Raw genomic sequence first — 25,016 nt, 5'->3', positions numbered from 1 at the left:
TGGCTTCGCAACCTCGGCTTGGGGGCTGTTCAACGTCGCGAACGCGTCGTTCGCGACAGGCGTGCCGTCGCGCGAGACCCGCGTCATCGCGGTCCCGGCGCCCCGCCCTAAGGCGACGGGATCATGAAGCTCAGCACCGTGGCCTGGAGCAACGAGAGCACCCCGACCACGGCCGTCAACGCCAGCGACCACAGGAAGGTCTGGCGCAGCAAGGATCCTTCCTTCCCGCTCTGCCCGATCGCGGTCGCCCCGATGGACAGGTTCTGCGGGGAGATCATTTTGCCCATCACGCCGCCGGACGTGTTCGTCGCGCCCGCGAGCACCGGGTCGAGGTGCAGTTGTTGCGCGGAGATCACCTGCATCGGCCCGAAGAGGCTGTTCGTCGAGGCGTCCGAGCCGGTGAGGAACACGCCGAGCCAGCCGATGTACGCCGAGAAAATCGGGAACAGCACGCCGGTGGTGGCCAATGCGAGGCCGAGGGTTTGGGTCGCTCCCGAGTAGTTCATGACGAACGCGATCGCGAGGATCATGAAGATCGTCGCGAGTGCCCAGCGCATCTGATATAGCGTCTGCCGGTACGCGCGCAGCAGTTTGTCCGGACGGGCGCCCATCACGAACCCGGCGATCACCGCCGCGAGCAAGGCGACGGTTCCGGGGGAGAACAGGAAGTCCACGGTGAGCGTCGCGGCGTACGGACTGTTCTTCGGGGTGATCGGCGGATGCTGCACGACCTGGTTGTGCAGGCCGGGCCAGGCGAACACCCAGTCCGCCTTGTGCAGCACCTTGGTCAGGTCCAGCCACACCGGCAGGTTCTTGAAGATCGTCCCGATCCGGGAAAGGAAGATCGCGAGAATCAGGATGATGTAGGGCGTCCACGCGTACAACGCGCCGCGCCCGGACGAGGCGGCCGCGCCGACACTGCGAGACTCGCGTGTCGATTCGCCGTCGAAGCGCCAAACCGTTTTCGGCTGCCAGAAACGGGTGAGAATCCACAACGCGGCCATGGCGGCGAGCGCGGCGAGGACGTCGACCAGACTGGGACTCACGAAGTTCGAGGCGACGAACTGCATCACGGCGAAAGCGACCCCTGACGACACCACGGCGGGCCACACCTCGAGCATGCGCTTCCAGCCCGCGAGCACCACGACGAGGAACGCCGGGATGATCAAGGCGAGAAACGGCACCTGACGCCCGACCATCGCCGAGAACGCGTCGGTCGCCTGGTCCGGTTTGAGGTGGATGATCGGCGCGGTCAGCCTGCCGAGCACGATCAGCGGATTCCCGAGTCCGCCGAACGCGACCGGCGCGGTGTTCGCGAGCAACGCCAGCACCACGGCCTTGACCGGCGGGAAACCGAGGGCGGCCATCATCGCCGCGGTGATCGCGATCGGCGAGCCGCCGCCCGCGACACCTTCGAGCAGCGCGCCGAAGCTGAACGCGATCAGCAGTGCCTGCAGGCGCCGGTCCTCGCTGAACCCGGAAAGCGCGCGTTTGATCGACTCGAAGCGGCCGGTCGCGACCGTGACGTTGTGGAAGTACACCGCGTGGAAGGCGATCCAGGCCACCGACCACACGCCGAACACCACACCCATGGCCGCCGAGCCGAACGCCAGCCCGGCCGGCATCCGGTAGAGCAGCAGCGCGACGCCGAGCGCGGTGATCAGCGCGAGCGCCGCGGACAGGTGTGCCGACAACCGGACGACGCCCAGCGAAACCAGCAGCACGATGATCGGCAACGCCGCGAGCAGCGCGGAAATCCACAAGCCGCCCGCGGGCTGGTAGTCCTGGAGCCAAGCCACGGGGTCAGCCCCGGGGAACGCGAACGTAGCCCAGCCGCATGGACAGCGCCGCCGCGGTGCCCGCGACGGTGGCGCCGAGTTCCTCGACGCGGCGCAGCACCCGCGCCGCGGGCCCGGCGACGCTGATCGCCGCGATCGGCCTGCCCGAGTGGTCGCGCACGGCCGCGGCGACGCAGCCGACGTCCGGCTCGTTCTCGACGTCGTCGACGGCCCAGCCGCGACGGCTGGTGCGCGCGAGGTCGTCGAGCAGCCGGGCCGGATCGACGATCGTGCGCAACGTGAGACTGTCCAGCCGCATCCGGCGGACCCGCTCCAGCCGGTCGGCCTCCGGCAGCGCCGCCAGCCATGCCTTGCCCAGCGACGTCGCGTGCTGCGGACGTCGCGTGCCCAGCCGGCAGGCCAGGGTCACCGCGCTCGCGCTGCGCTCGGTGGCGACGTAGACCATCGCGTCGTTGTCCGGCACCGCGAGGTAGGTCGTCTCGCCGGACCGTTCGGCCAGCGCGGAGAGGTACCGCGGCGCGCAGCGGTGCAGGTCCGTCGCGGCCATCGCCCGCGCCCCGAGTTCGACCAGCCGGGTGCCGAGGCGGACCCGTCCGGTGGCTTGATCGGCTTCGAGGTAGTCGAGATTCTTGAGCGTCCCTACGATGCGGTAGGTCGCGCTGCGCGAAAGGCCCAGTTGCCGGGCGATCGCGTTGGTGGAAATCTCCTGGTGGCGGCCGACGTGCTCGAGCACCGCGAGCCCGCGTTCGAGCGTGCCGCTCTGGTCGAGTCCGTTCTTGCCGATTCCGCGGTCCGGCTCCATGTTGCCCTCCGAGGGACGCCCGAGATCCCGGTCAGTGGAAACTCGTTCCGCTAAGCGGGGTTCGGACGGTAACACCTCCGATGTTTGCCAGGGAAGGGCTCTTAACAAAGTGGCAGCCAACCCGACTTTAGGGGTGGTCCATCTGGTTCAACCTCCGATCGATAACTTGACTTACGAAGGGCGGTGGGAGAGCCCGATCACGTACTCAGGAAAATCACAGTCTATGACGGGCAAGGTGCAACCGATGACTGCTCGCAGCCCCCTACGCACGCGTGCGTCCGTGGCTGCCGGACGGGCGACGGCGTGGCTCTCACGCAAATCCGGATTCGGCAGTGGCGGAATGATCGGCGGACGGGTCACGCTCAAACTGGACCCGCAGGCGTTGCGCCGGCTGGGCCGGGAGCGGACCGTTCTGCTGGTCACCGGCACGAACGGCAAGACGACGACGTCCCTGATGCTCGCCCGCTCCGTCGAGGCCCTCGCCGAGGTCGCGCACAACAGCGAGGGCGCGAACATGCCCGACGGCGTGCTCTCCGCTCTCGCGCGGCGCCCCTCGGCCCCGTACGCGGTCTTGGAGGTCGACGAGACCTACGTCCCGTGGGTGGCCGAACAGGTCGACCCCGCGGTGCTGGTCCTGCTCAACCTCTCCCGTGACCAGCTCGACCGCGTCGGCGAGGTCCGCTCGCTCGAACGCGACCTGCGCGCGGCGATCGCCAAGATGGAGAACACCCACGTCGTCGCCAACTGCGACGACGTCCTGGTCACCTCGGCCGCGTCGGCCGCGGCGAAGCCGGTCTGGGTGGGCACCGTCCGGCGCTGGACGGACGACTCGACGTCGTGCCCGCGCTGCGGTGGTCCCATCGTCCAGGACGGCAGGCAGTGGAGCAGCGAGTGCGGGCTCGTCCGGCCGGACCCCGGCTGGCAGCTCGACGGCGACCTGGTGCACACGCCCGAGGGCAAGTCGGTCGACCTCGACCTGCGGCTGCCGGGCGACGCCAACCGCTCGAACGCGGCGATGGCGCTGGCCGCCGCGAACTGTGTCGGCGTCTCGCCGCACACCGCCGCGAGCAAGTTGAGCAGCATCACCGACATCGGCGGCCGGTACCGCACGGTCCGCCGCAGCGAGCACTCCGTACGGCTGATGCTGGCGAAGAACCCGGCGGGCTGGGCCGAGACGCTGCACGTGCTGGAAGAGGACTCGCCCGTGGTGGTCGTCGTCAACGCCCACGAGGCCGACGGCCGCGACATGTCGTGGCTGTGGGACGTCCGTTTCGAGGAACTGAAGGGCCGCAAGGTGATCGCCGCCGGCGAGCGCTGCGCCGACCTCGCGGTGCGCCTGCGCTACGCCGAGGTCGACTACGTCATGCAGCCGGATCCGCTCGCCGCCATCGACGCGGTGCGGCCCGGTGGAGTGGACCTGGTGGCGAACTACACCGCGTTCCGTGACCTTCTGGGTAGGCTTCCGAATGACAACTGACAGTGATCGGCGCGGCCAGATCGTCGCCGAGCCCGCGAAGAAGAGTTCGATGTCCACCGCTCGAATCGGCCTGATCCTGCCGGAGGTGCTCGGCACCTACGGCGACTCCGGGAACGCCCACGTCCTGTGCAAGCGCCTCGAATGGCGCGGGTACGACGCCGAAGTCGTCCCCGTCCTGCTCGGCGAACCGGTGCCGCACGGGCTCGACATCTACCTGCTCGGCGGCGGTGAGGACGGCGCGCAGGCGCTGGCCACCGAACACCTGCGCAAGCACATCGGACTGGGCAAGGCGGTCGAGAACGGCGCGATCGTGCTCGCCATCTGCGCCGGTCTGCAGGTGCTCGGCACCCGGTTCCGCGGCAGCGACGGCGTCGACCACGAGGGTCTCGGCCTGCTCGACGTGGTGACCGAGCCCGGCGAACCCGGCACCCCGCGCGCGGTGTCCGAGCTGGTCGCCGAGGGCGGCGCGATCCTCGGCGGGGAAGCACTCACCGGGTTCGAGAACCATCAGGGCCGCACGAAGCTCGGCGAAGGCAGCATCCCGCTCGGGCGGGTCGTTTCGGGTACCGGCAACGGCGACGGCACCGAGGGCGCGGTGACCGGCCACGTCGTCGGCACCTACCTGCACGGGCCCGCGCTCGCGCGCAACCCGGCGCTCGCCGACCTGCTGCTGACCTGGCTGGTCGGCCACGAACTCGAGCCGCTGGACATGCCCGAGGTCGAGAAGCTGCGTGCCGAGCGGTTCGCGGCGGCCAAGCGCCGCCGGTCCTGATCTCGGCCGGAGCGGAGGAGCGACACCTTCGGGGTAGCGGTGTCTACGCTGCCCTGGTGAAAGCAGGACGGCTGATCGCGGCGACCGGCGTGCGGATGCGCACCACGGCGGTCGCCGTGTTCGTCCTGGCGCTGGCCATGGTCGTGGCCGGGGTGCTCGTCGTGCTGCTGCTCGAAAACTCGCTCGACCGCAACGTCACCGAGAGCGCGCGCAGCACCGGTCTCCAGGTCGCCCGGCAGCTGGCCAAGGTGGGCGCGGCGGGGCTGAGCGACACCGGCGTCGCCGCGACCGGGGACGCCGAGGCCGTCACCCAGGTCCTCGACGCGCGCGGCCGCCCCGCGACGAGTGATCCGGCCATCGCCGACCATCCGCCCATCACGGACGCGCGGCCGGCGCCGGGCCAGGAAATCGTAGAGACACGATCGCTCGACATCCACGGCGACGTCAGCAGCTATCGGACGGTGTCGCGGCTGGTGAACGGGCCCGGCGGGCCCTACACGGTGATTTCCGCGCGCTCGCTGGTGCCGGTGACCGAGGCATCGACGCGGTTGACGCTGCTGCTCGCCCTGATCGCGCTCCCGCTGCTGGGCATTTCGGGGCTCGCGGTGTACCGGTCGGTCGGCTCGGCGCTGGTGCCGGTGGAGCGGATGCGGCGCACGGTCGCGGAGGTTTCGACGCGGGACCTGAGCGCGCGCGTGGCGTTGCCGCCGGGCAGCGACGAGGTGCACCGGCTGGCCGCGACGTTGAACTCGATGCTCGACAGGCTCGCCTCGGCCCAGGCCGCGCAACGCCGGTTCGTCGCCGACGCGAGTCACGAGCTGCGCTCGCCGTTGTCCACGATCAGCGCCGCGCTCGACGTCTCCAGCCGGCACCCGGAGAGCATGGGCACCGACGAGCTGGTGCCGGTGATCTCCCGCGAGACGGCACGGCTGCGCGAGCTGGTCGACGACCTGCTGATGCTCGCGCGCACCGACGACGCGACCGACCGGCCGTCCCGCACCGAGGTCGACATGGACGACATCGTGCGGGCCGAGGCCGAGCGGGTGCGTGGGGAAAGCAGCCTCGAAATCGAGGTCAGGGCCTGGCCCGCCAAGGTCCACGGCAGCGAGGCGCAGTTGCGCCGCGCGGTGCGGAACCTGGTCGACAACGCGCGTGAGCACGCGAAGGAGCGGATCCGGGTGAGCAGCTCGGTGCTCGACGATCGCACGGTCATCGAGGTCGGCGACGACGGGCCCGGCGTGGCACCCGCCGACCGCGAGCGGATCTTCGAGCGGTTCGTCCGGCTCGACGCGTCCCGCCAGCGCTACCACGGCGGCACCGGGCTCGGGCTGTCGATCGTGGCCGGGATCGCCGCCCGGCACGGCGGCCGGGCGTACTACGCCGACGAGGTCGAGCCGAACTATCCTGGGGCGCACTTCCGGATCGAGCTGCCCCGGATACACCTTCCGGTGGACATCGACCTTCCCGCGGAGGACTGATGCGGCTGCTGATCGTCGAGGACGAGCGCGAACTCGCCGAGACGTTGCGCAAGGGTCTGGTCGCGGAGGGCTTCACCGTCGACGTCGCGCACACCGGCAAGGACGGTCTCTGGTCGGCCACCGAGGGCGACTACGACGCGGTCGTCCTCGACATCATGCTGCCCGAGCTGTCCGGGTACGAGGTGCTGAAACGCTTGCGGGAACAGCGGAACTGGACGCCGGTGCTGATGCTGACCGCCAAGGACGGCGAATACGACGAGGCGGACGCGTTCGACCTCGGCGCCGACGACTACCTGAGCAAACCGTTCTCTTTCGTGGTGCTCACGGCCCGGCTGCGGGCGCTGCTGCGTCGCGGCGCGCCCGCTCGTCCCGCCGTACTGGCGGCCGGTGACCTCCGGCTCGACCCCGCCGCCCGGACCGTCCACAGGGGACAGCAGCGGATCGAGCTGACCGCGCGGGAGTTCGGCCTGCTGGAGTTCTTCCTGCGGCGCCCCGGCGCGGCGCTGACCAAGAACGAGATCCTGAACCACGTCTGGGACGCGCACTACGAGGGCGACGAGAACGTCGTCGAGGTCTACGTCGGCTACCTGCGGCGCAAGATCGACGCACCGTTCGGGACACACACGATCGAGACCGTGCGGGGCGTCGGCTACCGGCTGGCCGCGGACTAGGTGAGCTGGAACGGAACAGTTCCTGAACTCGCGCGGGCGACCTACTTTGGTCCCTGGCTCGGCGGCGGCGGCCGCGCGATGCTGTGTCCGTGCCAACCGGGACACTGGTCAGCGACGCCTCCTCGGTCGAGCAGGGCGAGCGGATCACCTTCAGCTACTCGACGCCGCCGTCGACGGTGGCCCCGAAGAACTGGGTCGGGATCTACGCCGATCCAGGCAACGGGCCCGTCGACCAGCGTTACGTCGGACCTTCGACGCTCTGGGAGTACACGCCGCTGGCGAGCGGGACCGTGTCGTTCTTCTCGGGGGCGCTCGCGCCGGGCAACTACATCGCCTTCTACCTCGCTGACGACGGCTACGCCTGGCTCGCCGATCCGGTGCGGTTCAGCGTCCGGGCGACGCCGCAGACCGCGCCGCCGGTGTTCCGCGACGCGTTCGGACGGCGCGGTCCCGGGCCTGGTCAGTTCAGCAGTCCGGCGGGCGTCGCGGTCGACGCTCGCGGCCAGCTGTGGGTCGCCGACACCGGTAACGACCGCGTCCAGGCGTTCACCCGCAGTGGCAAGCTCGTGCGGGTGCTGGCCGGGCGGCTCGACGCCCCGCAGGCCGTCGCACTCGACAACGCGGGCAACATCTACGTCGCGGACACCGGGAACAACCGGGTCGTCGAATATTCGTGGTGGGGCGGGTTCGTCCGGGAGTTCGGTGCGGGCGAGCTGGACAATCCGCGCGGGGTCGCGATCGACACCGCGGGCCGGCTCTGGGTATCGGACACCGGGCACCAGCGCGTCGCCCGGTTCGACACCCGCACCGGTGCGGCGCTGGCCGACGTCACCGAGAAGGTCAGCTCGCCGCAGGGGATCACCAGCGACGGCGCCGGTGGCGCCTGGGTCGTCCACAATGGACGCGCGGCGAGCGGGAACGTCGCCGTGGTGCGGTATTCGGCCGCCGGCAAGGCGGTCGCGTCGATCGGCGCGTCCGGTGGTCTGGCCACCCCGGCCGACGTCGCGGTGAACGCGGGTGACGATGCCTACGTCGTGATGCCCGGCTACGGCGGGGTCGCGCAGTTCCGGGCCGCCAGTCGCTGTCGCGCCGACTTCGGCACGGACGGGCCGGGAGCGCTGAGTTCCCCGCTCGGTGTCGCCGTCGATACGGCAGGCCAGATCTTCGTCGCGGACGCCGGAAACCACCGCATCGTCCACTTCGGAGTCCCGGTGTGAACGGTCCTGCCGCCGAACGTGCGCAGGGCGATTGCCGAACCGTCGGCCAAGGGCGCCAAGACCACGGCGTACCACGACGCGAGGACCTCGGTGTTCCGCTTCAACCGCCCGCCCATGGGTTTTCCGCAGGACAATGCCGATTTCCGTTATCCCGCAACGGTTTCCAAGATGCTTCAGGCTCAGGTCGATGTCCGCGGCAACCCTGCGCCGAGCGTGCCTGCCGACCCCGGCACATGCCATGAGCCTGCTTCACTCTCCGGGGCGCGCGGGTGCTGACGTGGCCGCCCTCCGGTCCTGCGCGGCGAGCCAGTCGCGCAGGTTGGCGTGCCTGAACTGGTAACTCCGTGCCGCGATGCGGAGCAGGTACGGGCGGTGCGCTTCGACCTCGCAGAGGAAGCGGACGAGCCGCAGCGGGGTCCCGTCTCGCGCGGCCAAGTACAACTGGGCGACGGCCGCGGCCCAGACCCGCGAGTTCGCCAGTCCGGCGGCGATCCCCAGCGGGATACCCAGTACCGGACCGAACAGGAACCAGCCGGTGTTGGCGGACCGCAGCAGCACCATCGCCGTGCCGGTGGCGAGACCGACCACGACGCCGAACACGAGCCCGGTCTTGAGCGAGGACGAAAGATCCGTCCACCAGGCGTCCGCCGGTCCGGCGGTGTCCGTGGTGGTGAAGTGCGCGGCGAGCCCGGCCGCGAGCGCGACGGCGACGCCGACAAGTGTCCCGCCGGCGAGCCCGAGGTCGCCGCCAGGCGGAACTCCGGCCGCCGTGCCCGCCACCAGCGCGACCGTCAGCTTGAATTCGGGCAGTTGCGGCGACACGAGATGCCGCCATACCCGGGGCGGGCGACGGGCGTGCTTTCTCCCGCCGAAGACGGCGATCACGAGTCCCCCGATGGTCCCGAACGCCGGGCCGTAGACGAGCCCGCCCACGAGCCAGGCGGACAGCGGGGCCGGGTATCCGTACATGATTCCGTGCGCGCCCAGGTACATGAGCCCCCACAGCAGGCCGAACACACCGCCGAGTGTCGCGCCGAGAACGGCGTTGAGGACAATGCGCGGTGTGTTCGGGACCCAGTCCGGGAGCCGCCACCAGTCGAGATCGTGGGCGCCGTCCTGCTTGAGTCTGCGGGCGAGAGTGGTCAGGGCGGTGCGGACGGTTTCCGGGGCATATCCGCCAGGGCGAGCCTCGCAGACGAGGGTGGTCGCCTTGCCGAAGAGATGATTTCGGATGTCTTCGGGTTTCCGGAAGGTCTTTCCGTCGAGAAGCTCGTCGACGGGGTCGCCGAGGTGATAGACGTCGAGGAGGAAGGCGACGTTCAGCGGCGTGTCGAGGGCTTGGGCGAGACGGCTGCGAGGATGTTTTTCGACCTTCGCGATCACCTTCTTCCACGCGGTGGGCACAGGACGTAAGGGGTCCTGGATGTAGGCGCGGAGGTAGGCGGCCACGACTTCTGCCTCCAGCGGCTGGAGTTCCAGCGCGATGGCGTTCCTGAGCACGCCGTTCTTGGCCGCCTCTTTCAGTTCGCCGGTGCGAGACAGCAGCACGAGCCGGAAGGTGGTCTCGTCCAGCGCTTCGAGGGCCGCGCTCCGATGGTTTTCGGGCATTTCGTCGAGCCCGTCGAGGAACACCGCGATCCGGTCGTTTTCGAGCAGTGCGGCGGCCTGCCGGCGGCTGAGGTTTCCCACCCGCGGGAGTTCGGTGATCTTGCCGATCAACCACTCTTCCAGCTGAGTGGTACTCCGCCAGCCGCGCATCGTGAGAATGACCGGGACAGGGATCTTGCGGACGTCGTCCGGGTTCGCTTTGTTTCCGTGCTCCAGGACATCCAGGAGCAACAGGATGGCGGCGGAACTCTTTCCCGCCCCCGGCTCACCGACGATGATCAGCCGCCGATCGCCCAGTCGCTCATAAATCTTGTACAGGTCACGATAGTCACCGCCCCTGTTCAAGAGCGCTTCCGGGGCTCGCCCGGCGCCCGGTTCGGCGAAGAGTTCCCATCGGACACTCAACGGCGGTCTCTGAAGCCCGCGGCTCCTCGCACTGCGCCGTGATTCGTTGGTCGCGGCGCGGGCGACCTTGGCGGCGAGACGGTCCAGTTCCGCCGTGTCCGGGTCCTCGGCCGCCCTGGTCATCCGGTCGAAGACGGTCACCGTCGGGACGACCGTGCCGAACGCCAGTGCGATGAGAGCGACGGCGAATTGACCACGGCCGGTCGCGTCCGCGTGAAAAGCCCACCCGATCAGGCCACAGAATACGAGTGCTCCGCAGGCGAAAATCCAGTTTCGCTTCCGGGCGCACACCCGGTTTCGATTCCGCACGAAAACATCATGGCGTACCCGGCGGCAGCGGGGTGTCAACCTGAGGCGTTTTGGGAAATGCTCGCGACGGCACGGACGACGGCGGTGCAGCGGTCCTCGACGTATTCGAGCCCGCCCTCCTCGGCGATGCGGCGTGCCTCGGCGGAGACGATTCCCTGCTGGAGCCACAGGGCTTTCGCGCCGATGGCGACAGCCTGTTCGGCGATGCCCGGGGTTTCGGCCGCGGGACGGAAGACGTCGACGAGGTCGACCGGCCCGGGGATGTCCGTCAGCGACCGGTAGACCTTCTCGCCGAGCAGTTCGTCGGCGGAGGGATGTACCGGGATGATCCGGAAACCGTGTGCCTGCAACACCGCGGGCACGGCGTGTGCTTCCTTCGCCGGATCCCGGCTCAGGCCGACGACCGCGATCGTGTTCGCGCTCGCGAGGATCTCCTCTGGCTTCATACCGGTGGAACGCTCAACCACGCGACGGCATTCCGCTACAGCTTCCAGAGCCGCAGTCCGCGAACCCGGTACACCGGCCACAGCACGTGCCACGGTTTCCGCCGGGCGAACGTCGCAGCGCAGGTCAGGAAGTTGCGGGCGGCGGTCGTCGCGACCTCGTGCCGGTCCGGCCAGACCTCACCGCGGGTGCCCACGGCGATCCGGAACACGGTGAGCAGGCCGCGGCCCTGCAGGTCGTACTTGGCGCCGGTGTCCCCGGAGGCGGGGGTCAGTGTCGCGATCTCCGCCCCGAACGCCCTCGCCGCACCGGATCGGGCTTCGGCGGGAACGGCGCCGACGCTGCGGGTAATCGCCTTGCCGTGGACGCGGCGGGCGTACCGGGCCAGCAGCGCGCGCTCCCAGCGCGGCAGGAGACGTCGATGCGCCAGCAGCGCCGCGCATTCCGCGTGCCCGATCGCGAAGATGTCGGCGAGTTCGTCATAGCTGCCGTTGGGCACCGGCTCGTTGAGGTGCAGGCGTACCTCGAAGCGGCTGCGCGCGACGAGTTCGTCGAGCTGTTCGCGGCGATCGAGCCGTGCCTTCGCCCGGGACTGCGACCAATCGGACATCGGACCCCCAACCTTGGTTGGCGGAAAGGCTAGGCGTCGCGGGGGCCCGAAACCACAGTTCAGCCGATTTTTTCGCCGTACATCTCGCCGAGCGGGTCGGAGATGAGTTCGAGCCGGACGCCGTCGGGGTCGGGCAGGTAGATCGAGTTCTCGCTCTCCACCTGGTAGGCGACTCCGGCCTCGTCGAGCCGTTTGCGCGCGGCTTCCCAGTGTTCCGGCGTCACGGACAGTGCGAGGTGGTGCAGGCCGCCGAGCACCTCGGCGTACGGGCCGAGGTCGAGGCCGGGCAGGTCGAAGAACGCGACCGCGTTCCCGTTGCCGACGTCGAAGAAGAAGTGGCTGGACCCGGGGTAGTCGCGGTTCTCGAACAGTTCGGTCAGCGGGAAGCCCAGGATGTCCTGGTAGAAGGTGATCGTCCGCTCGACGTCGCTGGAGATCAGCGCGGTGTGGTGGATGCCGCGCCCGATGGTGGCGGGCCGTTCCGCCGCCGGGTGGAGATGACGTTCGCGGAGGTCGTCCCGGACTTCGGCGAGCTTCGCGACCTCGGCTTCGGGCAGTGCCACGGTGACCACGTCCTTTCTCTCTGCGGACGACGGTACGCCGATAATGTCTCGCGCGCAAGAGATTGTCTTGCGAGAGGTTTCTGTTCTGCTCAGTGGAACGAGGGTCTTGTCTGGTCCCGTCCCGCGCGGCAGAGTTCGCGTGTCGGAAGGACCCCATGGACGCACCTGCGCTGCAAGAAGCCGCCACCAGCCTGCTGAGCGCCTACGAGACGCGGAAGCCGATCGAACCGCTCGTGACGAGCTACCCCGAGGCGACCGTGGAGGACGCCTACCGGATCCAGCAGCGGGTGGTGCGGCACTGGGTCGAACGCGGCGACGTCGTGCGCGGGCACAAGGTCGGCCTCGCCTCGGCCGCGATGCAGCGCCAGATGGGCGTCGAACAGCCGGACTACGGTCACCTCACCGGCACGATGTTCCACCTGGAGCACCAGCCGATCCCGAGCGGGCACTTCCTGCAGCCGAAGATCGAGCCCGAGGTCGCGTTCGTGCTCGGCTCCGCGTTGCGCGGACCCGGCGTCACGGTCGCCGATGCCGTGCGGGCCGTCGATTTCGTGCTGCCGGCGCTGGAGATCGTCGATTCACGGATCCGGGACTGGCAGATCTCGCTGGTGGACACGATCTCCGACAACGCCTCTTCCGGCGGTGTCGTCCTGGGCAGCAGGCCGACCGCGCTCGGCGACGTCGACCTGCGGCTCGCCGGATGCGTCCTGCACGCGGACGGTGAACTCGCGGCGACCGGGGCGGGGGGTGCCGTGCTGGGCTCCCCGATCAACGCGCTGGTGTGGCTCGCCAACACCGTGGGCCCGCTCGGGGTGACGCTCGAACCCGGCCACGTCGTGCTGCCCGGCTCGATGACGCGAGCCATCCCGGTCCGCCCCGGCGGCACGGTGGTCGCGACGATCGCGGGACTGGGCAGTGTCACCGCTGTCTTCTCCGAGGAGGAAGAAGCCTGATGAGTCTCGGAGTGAGCACCGCCGCGGAACTCCTGCTGGCGGCGGCCGACGCGGTCGCCGACCGGGAGCCGCTGACCGACACCTGGCCGGAGTTCGACCTCAGCACCGCCTACGCCGTCCAGGACGAGTCCCTGCGCCTGCGGCGTGCCAGGGGCGAGACGCCGATCGGCGTCAAACTCGGCCTCACGTCACGGGCCAAGCAGCAGCGGATGGGTATCGATTCGCCGTTGCTGGGCTGGCTCACCGACGCGATGGTGCTCCCGGCGGGCGAACCGGTGCCGCGGGCCAAGCTGATCCATCCCCGCGCCGAACCGGAACTCGTTTTCGTACTGGGCAAGCGACTTGCGGGCCCTGGTGTGACGGCGGCGAGCGCGCTGGACGCCGTGTCCGCGGTGTACGGCGGGGTCGAGATCATCGACAGCCGCTACCGCGACTTCCGCTTCCAGCTGCCGGACGTGGTCGCGGACAACGCCTCCTCGGCCTACTTCGGCCTCGGACCCGTCGGTCTCGATCCGTCCACAGTGGACCTCTCGCTGGAGGCGGCCCTGGTGGAGGTCGACGGCCAGATCGTCGACACCGCCACCGGAGCCGCCGTCCAGGGACATCCCGCGCAGGCGCTCGCACTGGCGGCCAACGCCCTCGGCGAACGCGGCCTGGCACTGGAGGCGGGCTGGCTGGTGCTGACCGGCGGGATGACCGACGCGGTCGAGGTGCGCCCTGGCTCCCGGGTGGCGGTGCACTTCTCGCACCTCGGCTCGGTGACCCTCGCGGGCTGACACCGGCGCTCCGAGGGACGCCCTGGGTGCACCCGACGCACCCTGCCGAGCGCTGTGAAGGACGCCTTCACAGCGCTGAGCGCACTGAAAGTCCCCTTCAGTCCCTCAGTGTCCATAAAGGACCACCATGGTGTGAAGGGAACCGTCATCGCGAAGCGCGAAGCCTGCTGATGGTTACCGGTGCGATCTGGATCCACCGCGGTGTCCTGAACGCTCCGTTGGCGACAGTGAACGTCTCGAACGCGTCGTTCAGGACATGGGCACGGCAGCCCTGGGTGTCGCGTCCCTTGTCGCGAACGCTCCGTCGTCACGGACAGTCCCGTGGGCGCCACGTACCCCACGTATCCCACGTACCCCACGGAGGCGCATCCCCGCCTCGCCGAATGCCCCCAGGGAGCCTTCGCGGCACTCAATGCCCGCCGGGGGACCCTTCGCGGCATAACCATCCACAAAGGACAAACCTGGTGGCCCCGAACGCCGCCCATTCGAGCTATCCGGGCGGTGGAGCCAGCGAAACGCCGTTCATGCTCCCCGCCCGTCGGGGCCTTTGCTCCGTACGCGCCGTTGAGGACGCTCACCCTGTTTGTCCTTTGTGTATTGATGGGCCGGTAAGGAGGCCTTCACGGCATGGTGGACGCTGCGTTTGAGCACTGCTGTGTCGCCAAGGTCCATCCCCAGTCGTCATATGCAGTCTATCGGTATATACTCCTGACATGACTGACGGTGCTTTGCGGGAGCCGACCTTCCTGGTCCTCACCGCGCTTGCCGCCCAGGCGCAACATGGTTATGGCGTGTTGCGTGATGTCGCGGCGATCTCGGACGGACAGGTCACACTGCGGGCCGGAACCTTGTACGCCGCGCTGGATCGGCTCTCCGCGGAGGGCTGGGTCGAGGTCGATCGTGAGGAAGTGGTGGAGAGCAGGCTGCGCCGCTACTACCGCCTGACCGAAACGGGGGCCGCCCGGCTGGCGGCCGAGGTACAGCGGAGGCAGAGACACACGAGCGCCGCCGAACAGCGGCTTCAGCTGCGTGGTGCGGGAGGGCTGGCGTGAACGAGCGTGATGCGGGACGTACCGCGATAGAGCGGCGCTACCGACGTTTGCTGGCCGTGTATCCGCGTGCGCACCGAGCCGCCCATGGTGAGGAAATGCTGGGCGTGCTGCTCGACGGTGCCGCCGGCCGGAGCCGCCCGGGGACGGCGGAGACCGTGGACCTGGTGTGGGGCGCCGTCCAAGTGCGTTGGCAGCACGCCCTGGGCGGGCATCGAGGGCGGGACCGGCGAGACACCCTGGCGATGGTGAGCCTGGTGGCGCCGGTGCTCCTGATGCTCGGGGCTTCCTGGTCACTGCGCGAGATCGTGGGTTTGGCCCGAGCGGACGTGTGGGTGCAGCGGCTTTGGCTCGGCGCGCTCGCCGACGTACTGGTCTTCTCGGCCTGGCCGGCAGCACTTGTGCTCGGCTTGTTGGGCATGCGCCGAGCTTCGGTGGTTCTCGCCTGGCTGGCCACCGCCGCCTTGATCATGGTCATCGTTGTCGACCTTGGCCTGCACTGGCCGGCGGAGCTGGCAGCGGGCTGGGTGCTGCTCAGTGTGTTCGCCGCGGTCGCGGTGACCGTGTCGCCGGGGCCTCGCCGTGGCCGGGACCTGCTGGGCCTGTCACGAATGATCATTCTCGTCGGCACGGTTGCCGTCTTGTTTCTGCTCACGGCGACCCGGCTGGGCACGTACCTCCCCCTCGCCGAGTTGGTGCGGATGGTGGTGCTGGTGGGCGGCGTCCTGGCCGCCTGCCGCCCGAGAACGCGAAGCGGCCGCCGCACGGCGCCGATAGTCCTCACGCCACTCATCGCGGTACCGGTCGCCAGCCGGATGTTCGGAAAGTTCGAGGCGTACCGGATCTTCACCGACTCGATTCTGTACCTCCTCACCTACAGTGCGCCGGTGGTCGTCATGGTGGGAATCGCCGCCTTGCTGCACCGCTTCGACCGACACCCCCACCCCGGACCGGACCTCGGCCGGACGGCTCCCTGACGCGGCGGCCGGGGTGAGGATCGGCTGACCGGTGTCAGGCCGCCTCACCCCGATAGGCGCGGGCCTGGATTTCGTACAGTTCGTGGTAGAGACCTCCGGCCGCGACGAGTTGCTCGTGTGTGCCCTCCTCGACGAGCCTGCCCTTGTCCAGCACCAGAATCCGGTCGGCGGTGCGGATGTTCGCCAGCCGGTGCGTGACCAGGACGGTGGTGCGCTTGCCGCCCTCGGCGGCGCTGGCGCGCTGGAGCCCGGCGAAGACGCGTGCTTCGGCGCGGGCGTCCAGCGCGGCCGTGGGTTCGTCGGCGACGAGCACGGACGCGTCCCGGTAGATGCCGCGGGCGATGCCCATCCGCTGCCACTGCCCGCCGGAGAGATCCCGGCCGTCCTCGAACTGCTTCGACAGCACGGTTTTCTCCTTGTGCGGCAAGGAAGCGATCACCTCGTCGGCGCCGGAGGAGGTGATGGCCTCCTGCCACGAGGCGCGGCCCGGATCGACCCTGCCGAGCCTGCCGACCGTGACGTTGTTCTCCGCCGTCATCGGCCATTCCGCGGGCTCCTGCGCGATGACCGCGATGTTCTCGTGCACCGACGCCGGATCCGCCCGCGCGAGATCGACGCCGTCCCAGTGCACCGTGCCCTCCGACGGTGGATACAGGCCGGTGAGCAGCTTGCCCAGCGTCGTCTTGCCGGATCCGTTCTCGCCGACCAGCGCGACCACCTCGCCGCGCCGCAGGGTCAGCGAGATGTCCTGTAGTGCGGGGTTTTCCTGGCCAGGGTAGGTGAACGACACACCGTCCAGCCGGATCTCGGCCGGGTCGGCGGGGGCGCGCAGGGTGGACGGTGCCGGTCTGCGCTTGGCGGACTCGGCCATCAGCTCGTGGTAGAAGCCGATGTAGAAAGAGTCCTCGTAGAGCGAGTTGACCGCGCGAATGGTGTTGGACAACGCGTTCGACGCGGTGCGCATCGCCAGTACCGCGGTGCCCGCCAGCGCGAGCTGCATCCCACCGGCGTAGAGGAGCCAGCCCAGGACGAGGTAGGCGACCGCGGTACCGACCCCCGCGGCGGCTCGCCCGGTGGTGCGGATCAGGTTGCTGCGATGCGCCAGTGCCACCTCCTCCCGCATCAGGCTGGCCGAGATCCGTTGGTACTCCGCCAGAAGCGGCTCCTGCAGGGTGAGCGCGTGCCGCTCCAGCGCCATGGTGCGCCAGGTCGCCACCTCCTCGACGATGGACTTGCGGATGTGCCGGCTCACGGTGTCGAGGAAATGCCGGTAGTTCAGCTTGGCCACGCGCGCGGACGCCCAGCCGTCGGCGGCCGCTGCCAGCAGCAGCACCGGGGCGAGCCACGGGTTCAGCAGCGCCGCGGTGATCATCGCGGCGAGCAGGGAAATGAGCGAGGACGTCAGATCCGCGAGCCTGCGCAGGCTCGTTTCGATCGCGCGGACCCCGTGCCGGGCGCCCTGTCTGGCCAGTTCCCGGAAGTCGGCGTCCTCGAAGGCGAGCAGCCCGACGCGGACCACCGACGCCGTCACCGCGTGGTCCGCCGCGGTGGTGATACGCGGGCGCAACGCCCCCTCGACAGCGGCGACCGCGGCGTCGAGCAGCGCGCGTGCCGCGTAGGAGGCGGTGACCACCGCGAGCGCGGGCAGGGAGTGCAGGACGCGCTCCGGGGTCGGGCCCTGCGTCAGCAGCGCGGTGAACACGTTGGCCGTGGCGAGCAGGCCGAACGCGGTCACGCAGCCGGACACCACGTGCACGACCGCGGCCAGCACCGTCAGCCGCGGGGCGGTACGCCAGGCCAGGCGCAACACGACCGCGATCGCGGTGGGCAGCGCGCGCACGGCCTGGCCGAACCCGGCGGCGGCCACGCGTTCGTCGACGCGGGCCCACTCGGGCATCTTGACGTGCTCCACCCCGATCAGCGGGGCGGAGCCGCTCGGGGTTTCGGCGGTTCTGCGCACGCCTTCATCTCTACTCCGGGGGTCCGACAATTTCGGCGTCGCGCGTGTATCGGGCACGCAGGAAAGGGCTGAACGTTTCCGCTTCATCCATTCGGACGTCGATGTCGTGCCGGAGGACGCCGCCGTCCGGGGTCAGCCGGTGCACGGCGGTGCCGCGCGGGGTTTTCTTTTCCAGCACCAGGGTTCCGCCGTCCCAGCCGCCGCGTGCCGCAGCCTCGGGCGGGAAGCCGTAGCTGTCGAACCCGTACCAGAGGGTTTCGCCGGTTTCCGGGTCCGCGGTGAACACGTTGTGCGCCAGGAACTCCGGCCCGCCGTCGGCCCGAACCTGCCGGTAGTCCTGGACGACGGCGAACCCGTCGAGCGCGGACCGGTACTCGCACCACGCGGTCGCACTCGTCGCGGGTGCCCACGGCGAAGCGGCGATTTCCTCGGTCCCGGACCATTTTCCGATGAGCGCCGTGAGCGCGTGGTGCGCGGTGCCGATGCTGGGCATGCCCTCTCCTTTCGACAGGCGCCTGTCAATATGGGAGACTAGCATCATGCCCCGACGCACCGCACGCGCGCAGACGTTCACCGAGGTGATCAACGAGGTCTTCCTGGTGAACGGTGAGCTGCTGGCCGCGGGTGACGCGCTGACCGCGCCGGTCGGGCTGACGGCCGCGCAATGGCAGGTGCTCGGCTTCCTCGAACACGGCCCGTCGACCGCCGCCGAACTCGCGCGGCGAAGGGGGCTGCGGCGGCAGAGCGTCCAGGAAACGGTGAACCGCTTGCTGCGCAATGGAATGCTCGAACGCTCGGTGAACCCCGGCGATGCCAGGGCGCCGTTGTTGCGGCTCACCGACCGGGCGCGGACGGCGCTGCGGCAGCTCGGGGAGTCGCAGGTGTCCTGGGCCGACGGGGCCGCCGCCCAGGTTTCGCGGGACGACCTGGAGACGACGTTGCGGACATTGCGCCGGCTGCGCGAAGTCCTGCGGGAGGGCTGAGCGAGCGCTGGTGCTTCAGCACCTCCCGCCCCCGGCGGCGCCGGAGCGTCGGTATCCCCGCCTAGGCTGTTTGGTAGGGGGCTTCAGGGTGTCCCGAACGACGCGTTCGCGACAGACCCAGCCGCCCCGGGAAGACCCGGCCGGAGGGTGACGGGAACCCGTTACGGCTTCGTGCCCAGTAAGGCCAGGAAGTCGCGGAAGCTCTGTGGCATGTCGACCTCGTCCGGGTCGAGCAGCCACTGCAGCTGAAGCCCGTCCAGCACCGCGATCGCGATCGGCGCGAGCTGCTCCGGGGTGAGCCCCGGCGGCAGGAGTTCGCGGTTGCGTTCCAGCAGCCGGGTCATCCCGGCGCGCACCCGCCGGTACCGGTCGTGGAAGTACTGCCGTGCCGGATGTCCTTCGGTGACGCTGTCCGCGGACAACACGGTGTAGGTCTGCACTATCCCCGGCCGGGTCGCGTTGTAGTCGACGAGGTCGGCGAGCTGGGTGGCGGTCATCGCGGGCGGTGCGGCGGACTGGCCGAAGTTGAGCAGGTCCCATTCGTCCCTGGTCTCGAGCACCGCGGTGAGCAGGTCCTCCTTGGTGGGGAAGTAGTGCATCAGGCCCTGCTGGGTGAGCCCGACCCGTTCGGCGACGGCCGCCAGCGACGTGCCGCGATAGCCGCGTTCGGCGATGACCTCGAACGCGGCTCGGATGATGCTCTCGCGACGATCGGTGCCCCTGGCGCGGCTCATGATTCGAAGCCTACGGGACGGTACCGATAATCACAAATATGTAACGACACCTACCGATCACCAGGGTGCCCGGTAAGGCTGGTGGGACCAGGCCTCGACGACGGGGAGGTGTCCGTGCCCGAATCGACTCCGGCGGCCGGATGGATCCGGCAGCCGCGCGCCTTCGCCGTCAAGCTCGGCCTCGCCAACCTCGGGCTGTTCACCGCGCTCCTCACGCCGGCGCTGATCACTCTCGCCATCCGTATCGGTGACGTCGCTCCGGAGCGCAAGGAAGCGTCGCTCGGTCTGGTCACCGCGGTCGGCGCGTTGCTCGCGCTCGTCGCGAACCCGTTGTGCGGCAGGCTTTCCGACCGGACCAGGGTGCGGGCGGGACGTCGGAGGCCGTGGCTCGCGGGCGGCGTCATCGGCGGCTCGGCCGGGCTGGTGATCGTCGCGCTCGTGCCGTCGGTGCCGGCGATCCTCGTCGGGTGGTGCCTCGCCCAGGTCTCGTTCAACGCCGCACTCGCGGCGCTCACCGCGACGATCCCGGACCTCGTGCCGTCCGCCGAACGCGGCCGCGTTTCCGGTGCGATGGGTTTCAGCCAGCTCGCCGCGGTGCTGCTCGGCGCCGGTGTCGCCGCCGCGTTCTCCCACACGATCACGCAACTGCTCGTGCCCGCCCTGATCGGCTTGGTGCTGGTCGTCCTCTTCGCGGTGACACTGCCGGATCGCCCTGCCGCGCCAGGGCTCCCGAAGTTCTCCGTGCGCGAATTCCTCGGCAGCTTCTGGGTGAACCCCGTGCGCCATCCCGATTTCGGCTGGGCATGGCTGACCCGGTTCCTCGTGGTGCTCGGCGCGTTCGCCCCGGTGTCCTATCTCGCCTTCTTCGCGAGTGACCGGATCGGCGTCCCGAAGGAACACGTGGCGGCCACCGTGGGCCTGCTCGCCATGACCACGGCCGGCGTCGGCGCGGTGACCGCGATCCTGGGTGGCCGGCTGTCCGACCGCACCGGAAGGCGCAAACCGTTCGTCATCGGCGCCGCACTGGTGATGACACTCTCCGGGGTGATCATGGCGAGCGCGCACAGCCTGCCGGTGGTATTCGTGGCACAGGTGGTCGGCGGGCTCGGTACCGGCATGTTCTACGCGGTCGATCTCGCGCTCGTGTCGCAGGTGCTGCCGGGAAAGGACGAAAGCGGCAAGGACCTCGGGGTGATCAACATGGCCAACGCGCTGCCGCAGTCGTTCGGCCCGGCGCTGGTGCCGTTCCTGCTCGCGGCCGGCGGCGGAAGGAACTACACCGCGCTCTACCTCATCGCGGCCGTGGCCGTGCTGCTCGGTGCGGTGCTCGTGACCAGGATCAAAACCGTCCGCTAGGAAAGGAAATCCATGACGTTCGACGTCGACGCGATGCTCGGGAAGCTCGATCTGGACGTGAAAACGCGGCTGCTCGCCGGGCAGGACGTCTGGACGCTGCCCCCGCTTCCGGAGATCGGGCTGACGTCGATCGTGATGTCCGACGGTCCGGTCGGGGTGCGCGGCGTACGCTGGACGCCGGACGACCCGTCGCTCACACTGCCCAGTCCGACAGCGCTCGCGGCGACGTGGGATCCCGCGCTGGCCGAACGCGTCGGCGGCGTGCTGGCCCAAGAAGCTCGCCGCAAGGGTGTCGATGTTCTCCTGGCACCGACGGTCAATCTGCATCGATCGCCACTCGGCGGACGGCATTTCGAGTGCTACTCCGAGGACCCGTTGCTGACCGGGCACATCGGCGCCGGGTACGTCGCGGGAGTGCAGGCGGGCGGCGTCGGGACGACGGTGAAACACTTCGTGGCCAACGACTTCGAGACCGAGCGGTTCACCGCGGACGTGGCCGTGACCGAAAAAACGCTGCGTGAACTCTACCTCGCGCCGTTCGAGTACATTGTGGACAAAGCACGGCCGTGGGGGATCATGGCCGCCTACAACGGGGTCAACGGATCGACGATGACCGAGCACGGCCGATTGCTCAACGATGTGCTGCGCGGCGAATGGGGCTTCGACGGTTTCGTCGTGTCGGACTGGCTTGCCGCCCGGCACACCGTGAACGCCGCGAAGGGCGGTCTCGACGTCGCGATGCCGGGGCCGAAGACCGTGTTCGGCGCGCGTCTCGCCGACGCGGTGCGGGCAGGCGAGGTCGACGAGCAGACCGTCGATGACATGGTGCGCCGCGTCTTGCTGCTCGCCTGCCGAGTCGGTGCGCTCAACGCGACCGAATCGCCGATGATGTCCGAAGTGGACGGTGAGGCGCTGGCTCGCGAGGTCGCGCATCGCTCCTTCGTATTGCTGCGCAACGAGAACGACGTTCTTCCGCTGATCAGGCCGCGCAGTATCGCCGTGCTCGGCGCACTCGCCGACGACCCGAAGATCCTCGGCGGCGGCAGTGCGACGGTCTTCCCCGCCGACGTCGTCTCGCCCCTCGACGGCCTCCGCGCGGCGCTGCCGGACGGCGTCGACCTGCGCTACTCGCTCGGTGCCGATCCGCGGACGACGTTGCCGACGGCGTCGGACGGCTTCGAGCTGACGGCGATCGCCCGTGACGGCGAAGGCCGCGAACTCGCCACTTTCCCGTTGCCGGAAGGGCGGATCCGCTGGATCGGCGAACTGCCGGGCGAGCTGACCATCGACACGCTCGGTTCGGTCGAGATCGCCGGTACGCTCACGCCGCAGGCGTCCGGCGAGCACACCTTCGGTGTCACCGGTGCGGGGCTGCTCACCCTGACCGTGGCCGGGAAGACGTTGTTCGACGGTTCCACCATCCCCGACGGTGTCGACGCCGTCACCGCGGTCACTCATGTCGAGGAACAACGGCACACCACGGAACTGGCCGCGGGCGAACGCGTCGACGTCCGGCTCGTCTACCGCGTTCCCCCGGCGATGGCAGGTGGGATCGCCTGGATTTCCTTCGAGCTGGGGCATTCCGGCCCGGTCGCCGATCCCGGGGCCGCGCTGGAGGCGGCGGTCGCGCTTGCCGCCGACGCGGAGGTCGCGGTGGTCGTCGTCGGTACCACCGCGGACGTCGAGAGTGAGGGTTTCGACCGGAAAACACTGGCACTGCCGGGAAAGCAGGACGAACTCGTCGCGCACGTCGCCGCCGTCAACCCGCGCACGGTCGTTGTGGTGAACGCCGGAGCACCGGTCGAAATGCCGTGGCGGAACGACGTCGCGGCGGTGCTGCTCGTCTGGTTCCCCGGGCAGGCGGGCGGGGCGGCGCTCGCGGACGTTCTGTTCGGCGCGCGGGAGCCTGGCGGTCGGCTGCCGACGACGTGGCCGGACCGGCTCGCGGACTGTCCAGTGTGGAACGTCGAGCCGAAGGACGGCGCGCTGCACTACGAGGAAGGTGTGTTCATCGGCTACCGCGCCTGGGAACGGACGGACGTCGCGCCGGCGTACTGGTTCGGGCACGGCCTCGGCTACACCGGCTGGGAGTACACGACGATGTCGGTCGAACCGGAGGGCGACGGTAGTGCGGACGTCCGGGTCCGGCTCCGCAACACCGGGACGCGGTCCGGGCGCGAGGTCGTGCAGATTTACCTGGCGCCTCAGGGAACCGACGACGACCGCCCCGCGCGCTGGCTGGCCGGATTCGCGAACGTCGAAGCGGGACCAGGCGAAGAGGTCGAGGCCGTCGTGCGTATCGAGCCGCGGTCGGCGTCGATCTGGGACGAGGGCTGGCGGTACGTGTCCGGCGAGTACGCCGTCGAGGCCGCACGCTCATACGGCGAGCCACGGCTGAGCACCACCGTGCGGCTCGCGAAAACCGGTTGATCCTCGCAGAGAGGCTGGAATACGGTGCTCCGGCACCCTCGACCAGGAGAAGGAGGTGGGAACGATGGTCACCACGATCACGCGCTCCCGTCTCGTGCCGAGGGTGCCGGGGAACTGAACCGGGAGCGTATCGCGTACTTCCCGGAAGGAACCCCATGACCGATCTGGTCATCCGCCCGCTCGTCGCGGGTGAGGAAGCCCTGTTCGACTCACTGCCCGATCGCGGCCTCGTCGGCCGTGCCCTGCTCGGGCGGACATCTCTGGAAATGACCGGAGGCTACCGTCCGGAGTGGACTTGGGTGGCGTTGCGTGATGGCGTCGTCGTCGCTCGCGCCGCCTGGTGGGCCGCGCCCGAGGACGACGTCCCGATCGCGCTGGACTGGTTCGACTTCACCGATTTCGACGCCGGTGTCGCCTTGCTGCGGGATTCGCCGCTGCGCACGGAGTACTCCCTGCACACCCCGCCGGGCTGGCGGGCGGATCCGGACGTCGCGGAGGCGGTGAACACGCGGGTCGAGGCGGCCAAGGCGGCCGGGATGTCGGTGCTGGTCGAACGGTATCGCTACTGCTGGACACCGGAGTGCGGCCTGCCGCCGCGGCCCGGACGTCTGGAGTTCCGGCCGGAGCCGGACGACGACGTGATCCTCGGAATCTTCCGTCGGGTGAACGAAAACACCCTTGACGCGCATGCCAGGCGCGCGATCGAACAGTCCGGTGTGGACGGTGCGGCGCGGGAGGACCTCGATCTCCTGCGGTGGATGCCGAGCCCGCGGGACTGGTGGCGCGTCGCCTACACGCCGGACGGCGAACTCGTCGGCTTGGCCATTCCGTGCCGTAATCCCAACAACCCGGTGGTCGGCTACATCGCCGTCGTCCCGGAGCAGCGGGGTCACGGCTATGCCTACGACCTGCTGGTCGAGGTCACGCACGAACTCGTCGGGCACGGCGCCGACCGCGTCGTCGCCGCCACCGATGTCACGAATGTGCCGATGGCCGCGAACTTCGCGAAGGCCGGCTACCCGGTCGTCCAGCATCGGATCGACCTGGTCTGAGCCGTCCCGCTCGACAACCGGGTCCGCGAGGGCTTACCCTTCTCTCGCTAGAGCGATCTATCAAGTCGCAAGGGGGCGGCCATGGACGAACTGCGGGAGAAGGGGTTGACCCCGCTGCGGGTCATCCTGGGTTTCTCGGTGCTGACCACGACGTTTCACTACGCGCACAACGTGATCAGGGCGGCGGACTATCCGCAGGTCCCGGGGATCAGCGTCCTCGTGGCGCAGATCCTGGTCGCGCTCGCCTACGTGGTCTTCACCGTGTTCGGGGTGCTCGGCTACCGCGACTACCTGCGCGGACGGTACTGGCGCGCGCTGGGGTTCCTGATGGTCTATTCGCTGTCCGGGCTGGCCAGCGCTGGGCACTTCCTGGTCGGCGTGCCGCAGATCCCGGCGTTCTGGTTCGCGACGATCTTCACCGATACCGCGGCCGCGCTGGCGCTGTGGGCCTTCGTCACCTGGGCCGCGTCGAGGCTGAACCGGGTCCCGAGCACGGTCGCGAGTAGCTGTTGGGGGGGGGTTTTGGCGGGGCGGGCGCGGGGATGGCCGGCAGCGCGTACTGTGGGGGTGGTTATTGAAGGCAGCAGGCGC

General features: G+C 69.6%; 22 protein-coding genes and 1 pseudogene. 14 read left to right on the top strand and 9 right to left on the bottom strand.

What is annotated here, in order from left to right; translation table 11 throughout:
- Positions 1–107: 107 nt before the first annotated feature.
- Complete coding sequence (locus ACFWY9_RS28065; RefSeq protein WP_378328875.1) at positions 108–1,799, bottom strand: L-lactate permease; 1,692 nt, start codon at positions 1,797–1,799, stop codon at positions 108–110.
- Between the two features lie 4 nt (positions 1,800–1,803).
- The gene (locus ACFWY9_RS28060; RefSeq protein WP_378328874.1) at positions 1,804–2,601 is read right to left on the bottom strand and encodes an IclR family transcriptional regulator; all 798 of its coding nucleotides are present in this window, start codon (positions 2,599–2,601) and stop codon (positions 1,804–1,806) included.
- A 244-nt stretch (positions 2,602–2,845) separates the two neighbouring features.
- On the opposite strand from ACFWY9_RS28060, the gene ACFWY9_RS28055 reads away from it, so the two are divergent.
- From ACFWY9_RS28055 to ACFWY9_RS28035, 5 genes are all read left to right on the top strand, one after another.
- A complete protein-coding gene (locus ACFWY9_RS28055; RefSeq protein WP_378340286.1) occupies positions 2,846–4,078 on the top strand; it encodes a MurT ligase domain-containing protein in 1,233 nt (410 codons plus the stop codon).
- A gap of 49 nt (positions 4,079–4,127) precedes the next feature.
- Complete coding sequence (locus ACFWY9_RS28050; RefSeq protein ID WP_378328895.1) at positions 4,128–4,850, top strand: type 1 glutamine amidotransferase; 723 nt, start codon at positions 4,128–4,130, stop codon at positions 4,848–4,850.
- Positions 4,851–4,906: 56 nt separating this feature from the next.
- The gene (locus tag ACFWY9_RS28045; RefSeq protein ID WP_378340285.1) at positions 4,907–6,328 is read left to right on the top strand and encodes an ATP-binding protein; all 1,422 of its coding nucleotides are present in this window, start codon (positions 4,907–4,909) and stop codon (positions 6,326–6,328) included.
- Positions 6,328–6,999, top strand: coding sequence for a response regulator transcription factor (locus tag ACFWY9_RS28040; protein ID WP_378328871.1), 672 nt, complete (start codon positions 6,328–6,330; stop codon positions 6,997–6,999). The genes ACFWY9_RS28045 and ACFWY9_RS28040 overlap by 1 nt, the downstream gene beginning before the upstream one ends.
- Positions 7,000–7,088: 89 nt before the next feature.
- On the top strand, positions 7,089–8,216 hold the full coding sequence (locus ACFWY9_RS28035) for a hypothetical protein (RefSeq protein WP_378340284.1): 1,128 nt from the start codon (positions 7,089–7,091) through the stop codon (positions 8,214–8,216).
- A 249-nt stretch (positions 8,217–8,465) separates the two neighbouring features.
- On the opposite strand, the gene ACFWY9_RS28030 is transcribed toward ACFWY9_RS28035, so the two are convergent.
- The 4 genes from ACFWY9_RS28030 to ACFWY9_RS28015 form a co-directional block, all read right to left on the bottom strand.
- Positions 8,466–10,370 (bottom strand): NACHT domain-containing protein, encoded by a 1,905-nt coding sequence (locus ACFWY9_RS28030; RefSeq protein ID WP_378340283.1) that lies wholly within the window; start codon positions 10,368–10,370, stop codon positions 8,466–8,468.
- Positions 10,371–10,573: 203 nt separating this feature from the next.
- Complete coding sequence (locus ACFWY9_RS28025; protein ID WP_378328868.1) at positions 10,574–10,984, bottom strand: CoA-binding protein; 411 nt, start codon at positions 10,982–10,984, stop codon at positions 10,574–10,576.
- Positions 10,985–11,019: 35 nt separating this feature from the next.
- Positions 11,020–11,592, bottom strand: coding sequence for a hypothetical protein (locus ACFWY9_RS28020; protein ID WP_378340282.1), 573 nt, complete (start codon positions 11,590–11,592; stop codon positions 11,020–11,022).
- Positions 11,593–11,651: 59 nt separating this feature from the next.
- Entirely contained in the window at positions 11,652–12,155 is a 504-nt protein-coding gene (locus tag ACFWY9_RS28015) for a VOC family protein (protein ID WP_378340281.1), read from the bottom strand.
- Positions 12,156–12,310: 155 nt separating this feature from the next.
- Here ACFWY9_RS28015 and ACFWY9_RS28010 point away from each other — a divergent pair, with 155 nt between their 5' ends.
- The 4 genes from ACFWY9_RS28010 to ACFWY9_RS27995 all read left to right on the top strand — a co-directional run bounded on the left by ACFWY9_RS28010 (position 12,311) and on the right by ACFWY9_RS27995 (position 15,910).
- On the top strand, positions 12,311–13,108 hold the full coding sequence (locus ACFWY9_RS28010; protein WP_378340280.1) for a 2-keto-4-pentenoate hydratase: 798 nt from the start codon (positions 12,311–12,313) through the stop codon (positions 13,106–13,108).
- On the top strand, positions 13,108–13,884 hold the full coding sequence (locus ACFWY9_RS28005; RefSeq protein ID WP_378328864.1) for a 2-keto-4-pentenoate hydratase: 777 nt from the start codon (positions 13,108–13,110) through the stop codon (positions 13,882–13,884). The genes ACFWY9_RS28010 and ACFWY9_RS28005 overlap by 1 nt, the downstream gene beginning before the upstream one ends.
- A 713-nt stretch (positions 13,885–14,597) precedes the next feature.
- The gene (locus ACFWY9_RS28000; RefSeq protein WP_378328863.1) at positions 14,598–14,936 is read left to right on the top strand and encodes a PadR family transcriptional regulator; all 339 of its coding nucleotides are present in this window, start codon (positions 14,598–14,600) and stop codon (positions 14,934–14,936) included.
- Between the two features lie 95 nt (positions 14,937–15,031).
- On the top strand, positions 15,032–15,910 hold the full coding sequence (locus ACFWY9_RS27995; RefSeq protein WP_378340279.1) for a hypothetical protein: 879 nt from the start codon (positions 15,032–15,034) through the stop codon (positions 15,908–15,910).
- Between the two features lie 34 nt (positions 15,911–15,944).
- Here ACFWY9_RS27995 and ACFWY9_RS27990 read toward each other — a convergent pair whose 3' ends face one another.
- Complete coding sequence (locus ACFWY9_RS27990; RefSeq protein WP_378340278.1) at positions 15,945–17,870, bottom strand: ABC transporter ATP-binding protein; 1,926 nt, start codon at positions 17,868–17,870, stop codon at positions 15,945–15,947.
- 10 nt (positions 17,871–17,880) lie between these two features.
- Positions 17,881–18,363 carry a DUF1579 family protein gene (locus ACFWY9_RS27985; protein ID WP_378340277.1) on the bottom strand — a complete coding sequence of 161 codons (483 nt, stop codon included), beginning with the start codon at positions 18,361–18,363 and terminating at the stop codon, positions 17,881–17,883.
- 46 nt (positions 18,364–18,409) lie between these two features.
- Between ACFWY9_RS27985 and ACFWY9_RS27980 the strand changes: the two genes are divergently transcribed.
- Positions 18,410–18,853, top strand: a complete 444-nt coding sequence (locus tag ACFWY9_RS27980) for a MarR family winged helix-turn-helix transcriptional regulator (RefSeq protein ID WP_378328859.1) — start codon at positions 18,410–18,412, stop codon at positions 18,851–18,853.
- Between the two features lie 161 nt (positions 18,854–19,014).
- Here ACFWY9_RS27980 and ACFWY9_RS27975 read toward each other — a convergent pair whose 3' ends face one another.
- Complete coding sequence (locus ACFWY9_RS27975) at positions 19,015–19,587, bottom strand: TetR/AcrR family transcriptional regulator (RefSeq protein ID WP_378328858.1); 573 nt, start codon at positions 19,585–19,587, stop codon at positions 19,015–19,017.
- A gap of 114 nt (positions 19,588–19,701) precedes the next feature.
- Here ACFWY9_RS27975 and ACFWY9_RS27970 point away from each other — a divergent pair, with 114 nt between their 5' ends.
- The 4 genes and pseudogenes from ACFWY9_RS27970 to ACFWY9_RS27955 form a co-directional block, all read left to right on the top strand.
- Positions 19,702–20,943: an MFS transporter gene (locus ACFWY9_RS27970; RefSeq protein ID WP_378340276.1), complete on the top strand. Its 1,242-nt coding sequence runs from the start codon at positions 19,702–19,704 to the stop codon at positions 20,941–20,943.
- 12 nt (positions 20,944–20,955) lie between these two features.
- Positions 20,956–23,373, top strand: coding sequence for a beta-glucosidase (locus ACFWY9_RS27965; protein ID WP_378340275.1), 2,418 nt, complete (start codon positions 20,956–20,958; stop codon positions 23,371–23,373).
- Positions 23,374–23,528: 155 nt separating this feature from the next.
- Complete coding sequence (locus ACFWY9_RS27960; protein WP_378340274.1) at positions 23,529–24,425, top strand: GNAT family N-acetyltransferase; 897 nt, start codon at positions 23,529–23,531, stop codon at positions 24,423–24,425.
- Between the two features lie 81 nt (positions 24,426–24,506).
- Positions 24,507–24,917, top strand: a pseudogene (locus tag ACFWY9_RS27955) (hypothetical protein); the annotation flags it as partial.
- Positions 24,918–25,016 lie beyond the last annotated feature (99 nt).

The sequence above is a fragment of the Amycolatopsis sp. NPDC059027 genome, assembly GCF_042739735.1.
Lineage (GTDB): Bacteria > Actinomycetota > Actinomycetes > Mycobacteriales > Pseudonocardiaceae > Amycolatopsis.
The sequence above is the reverse complement of the archived record's forward strand: the minus strand, read 5'-3'. Positions and strand labels throughout refer to the sequence as shown.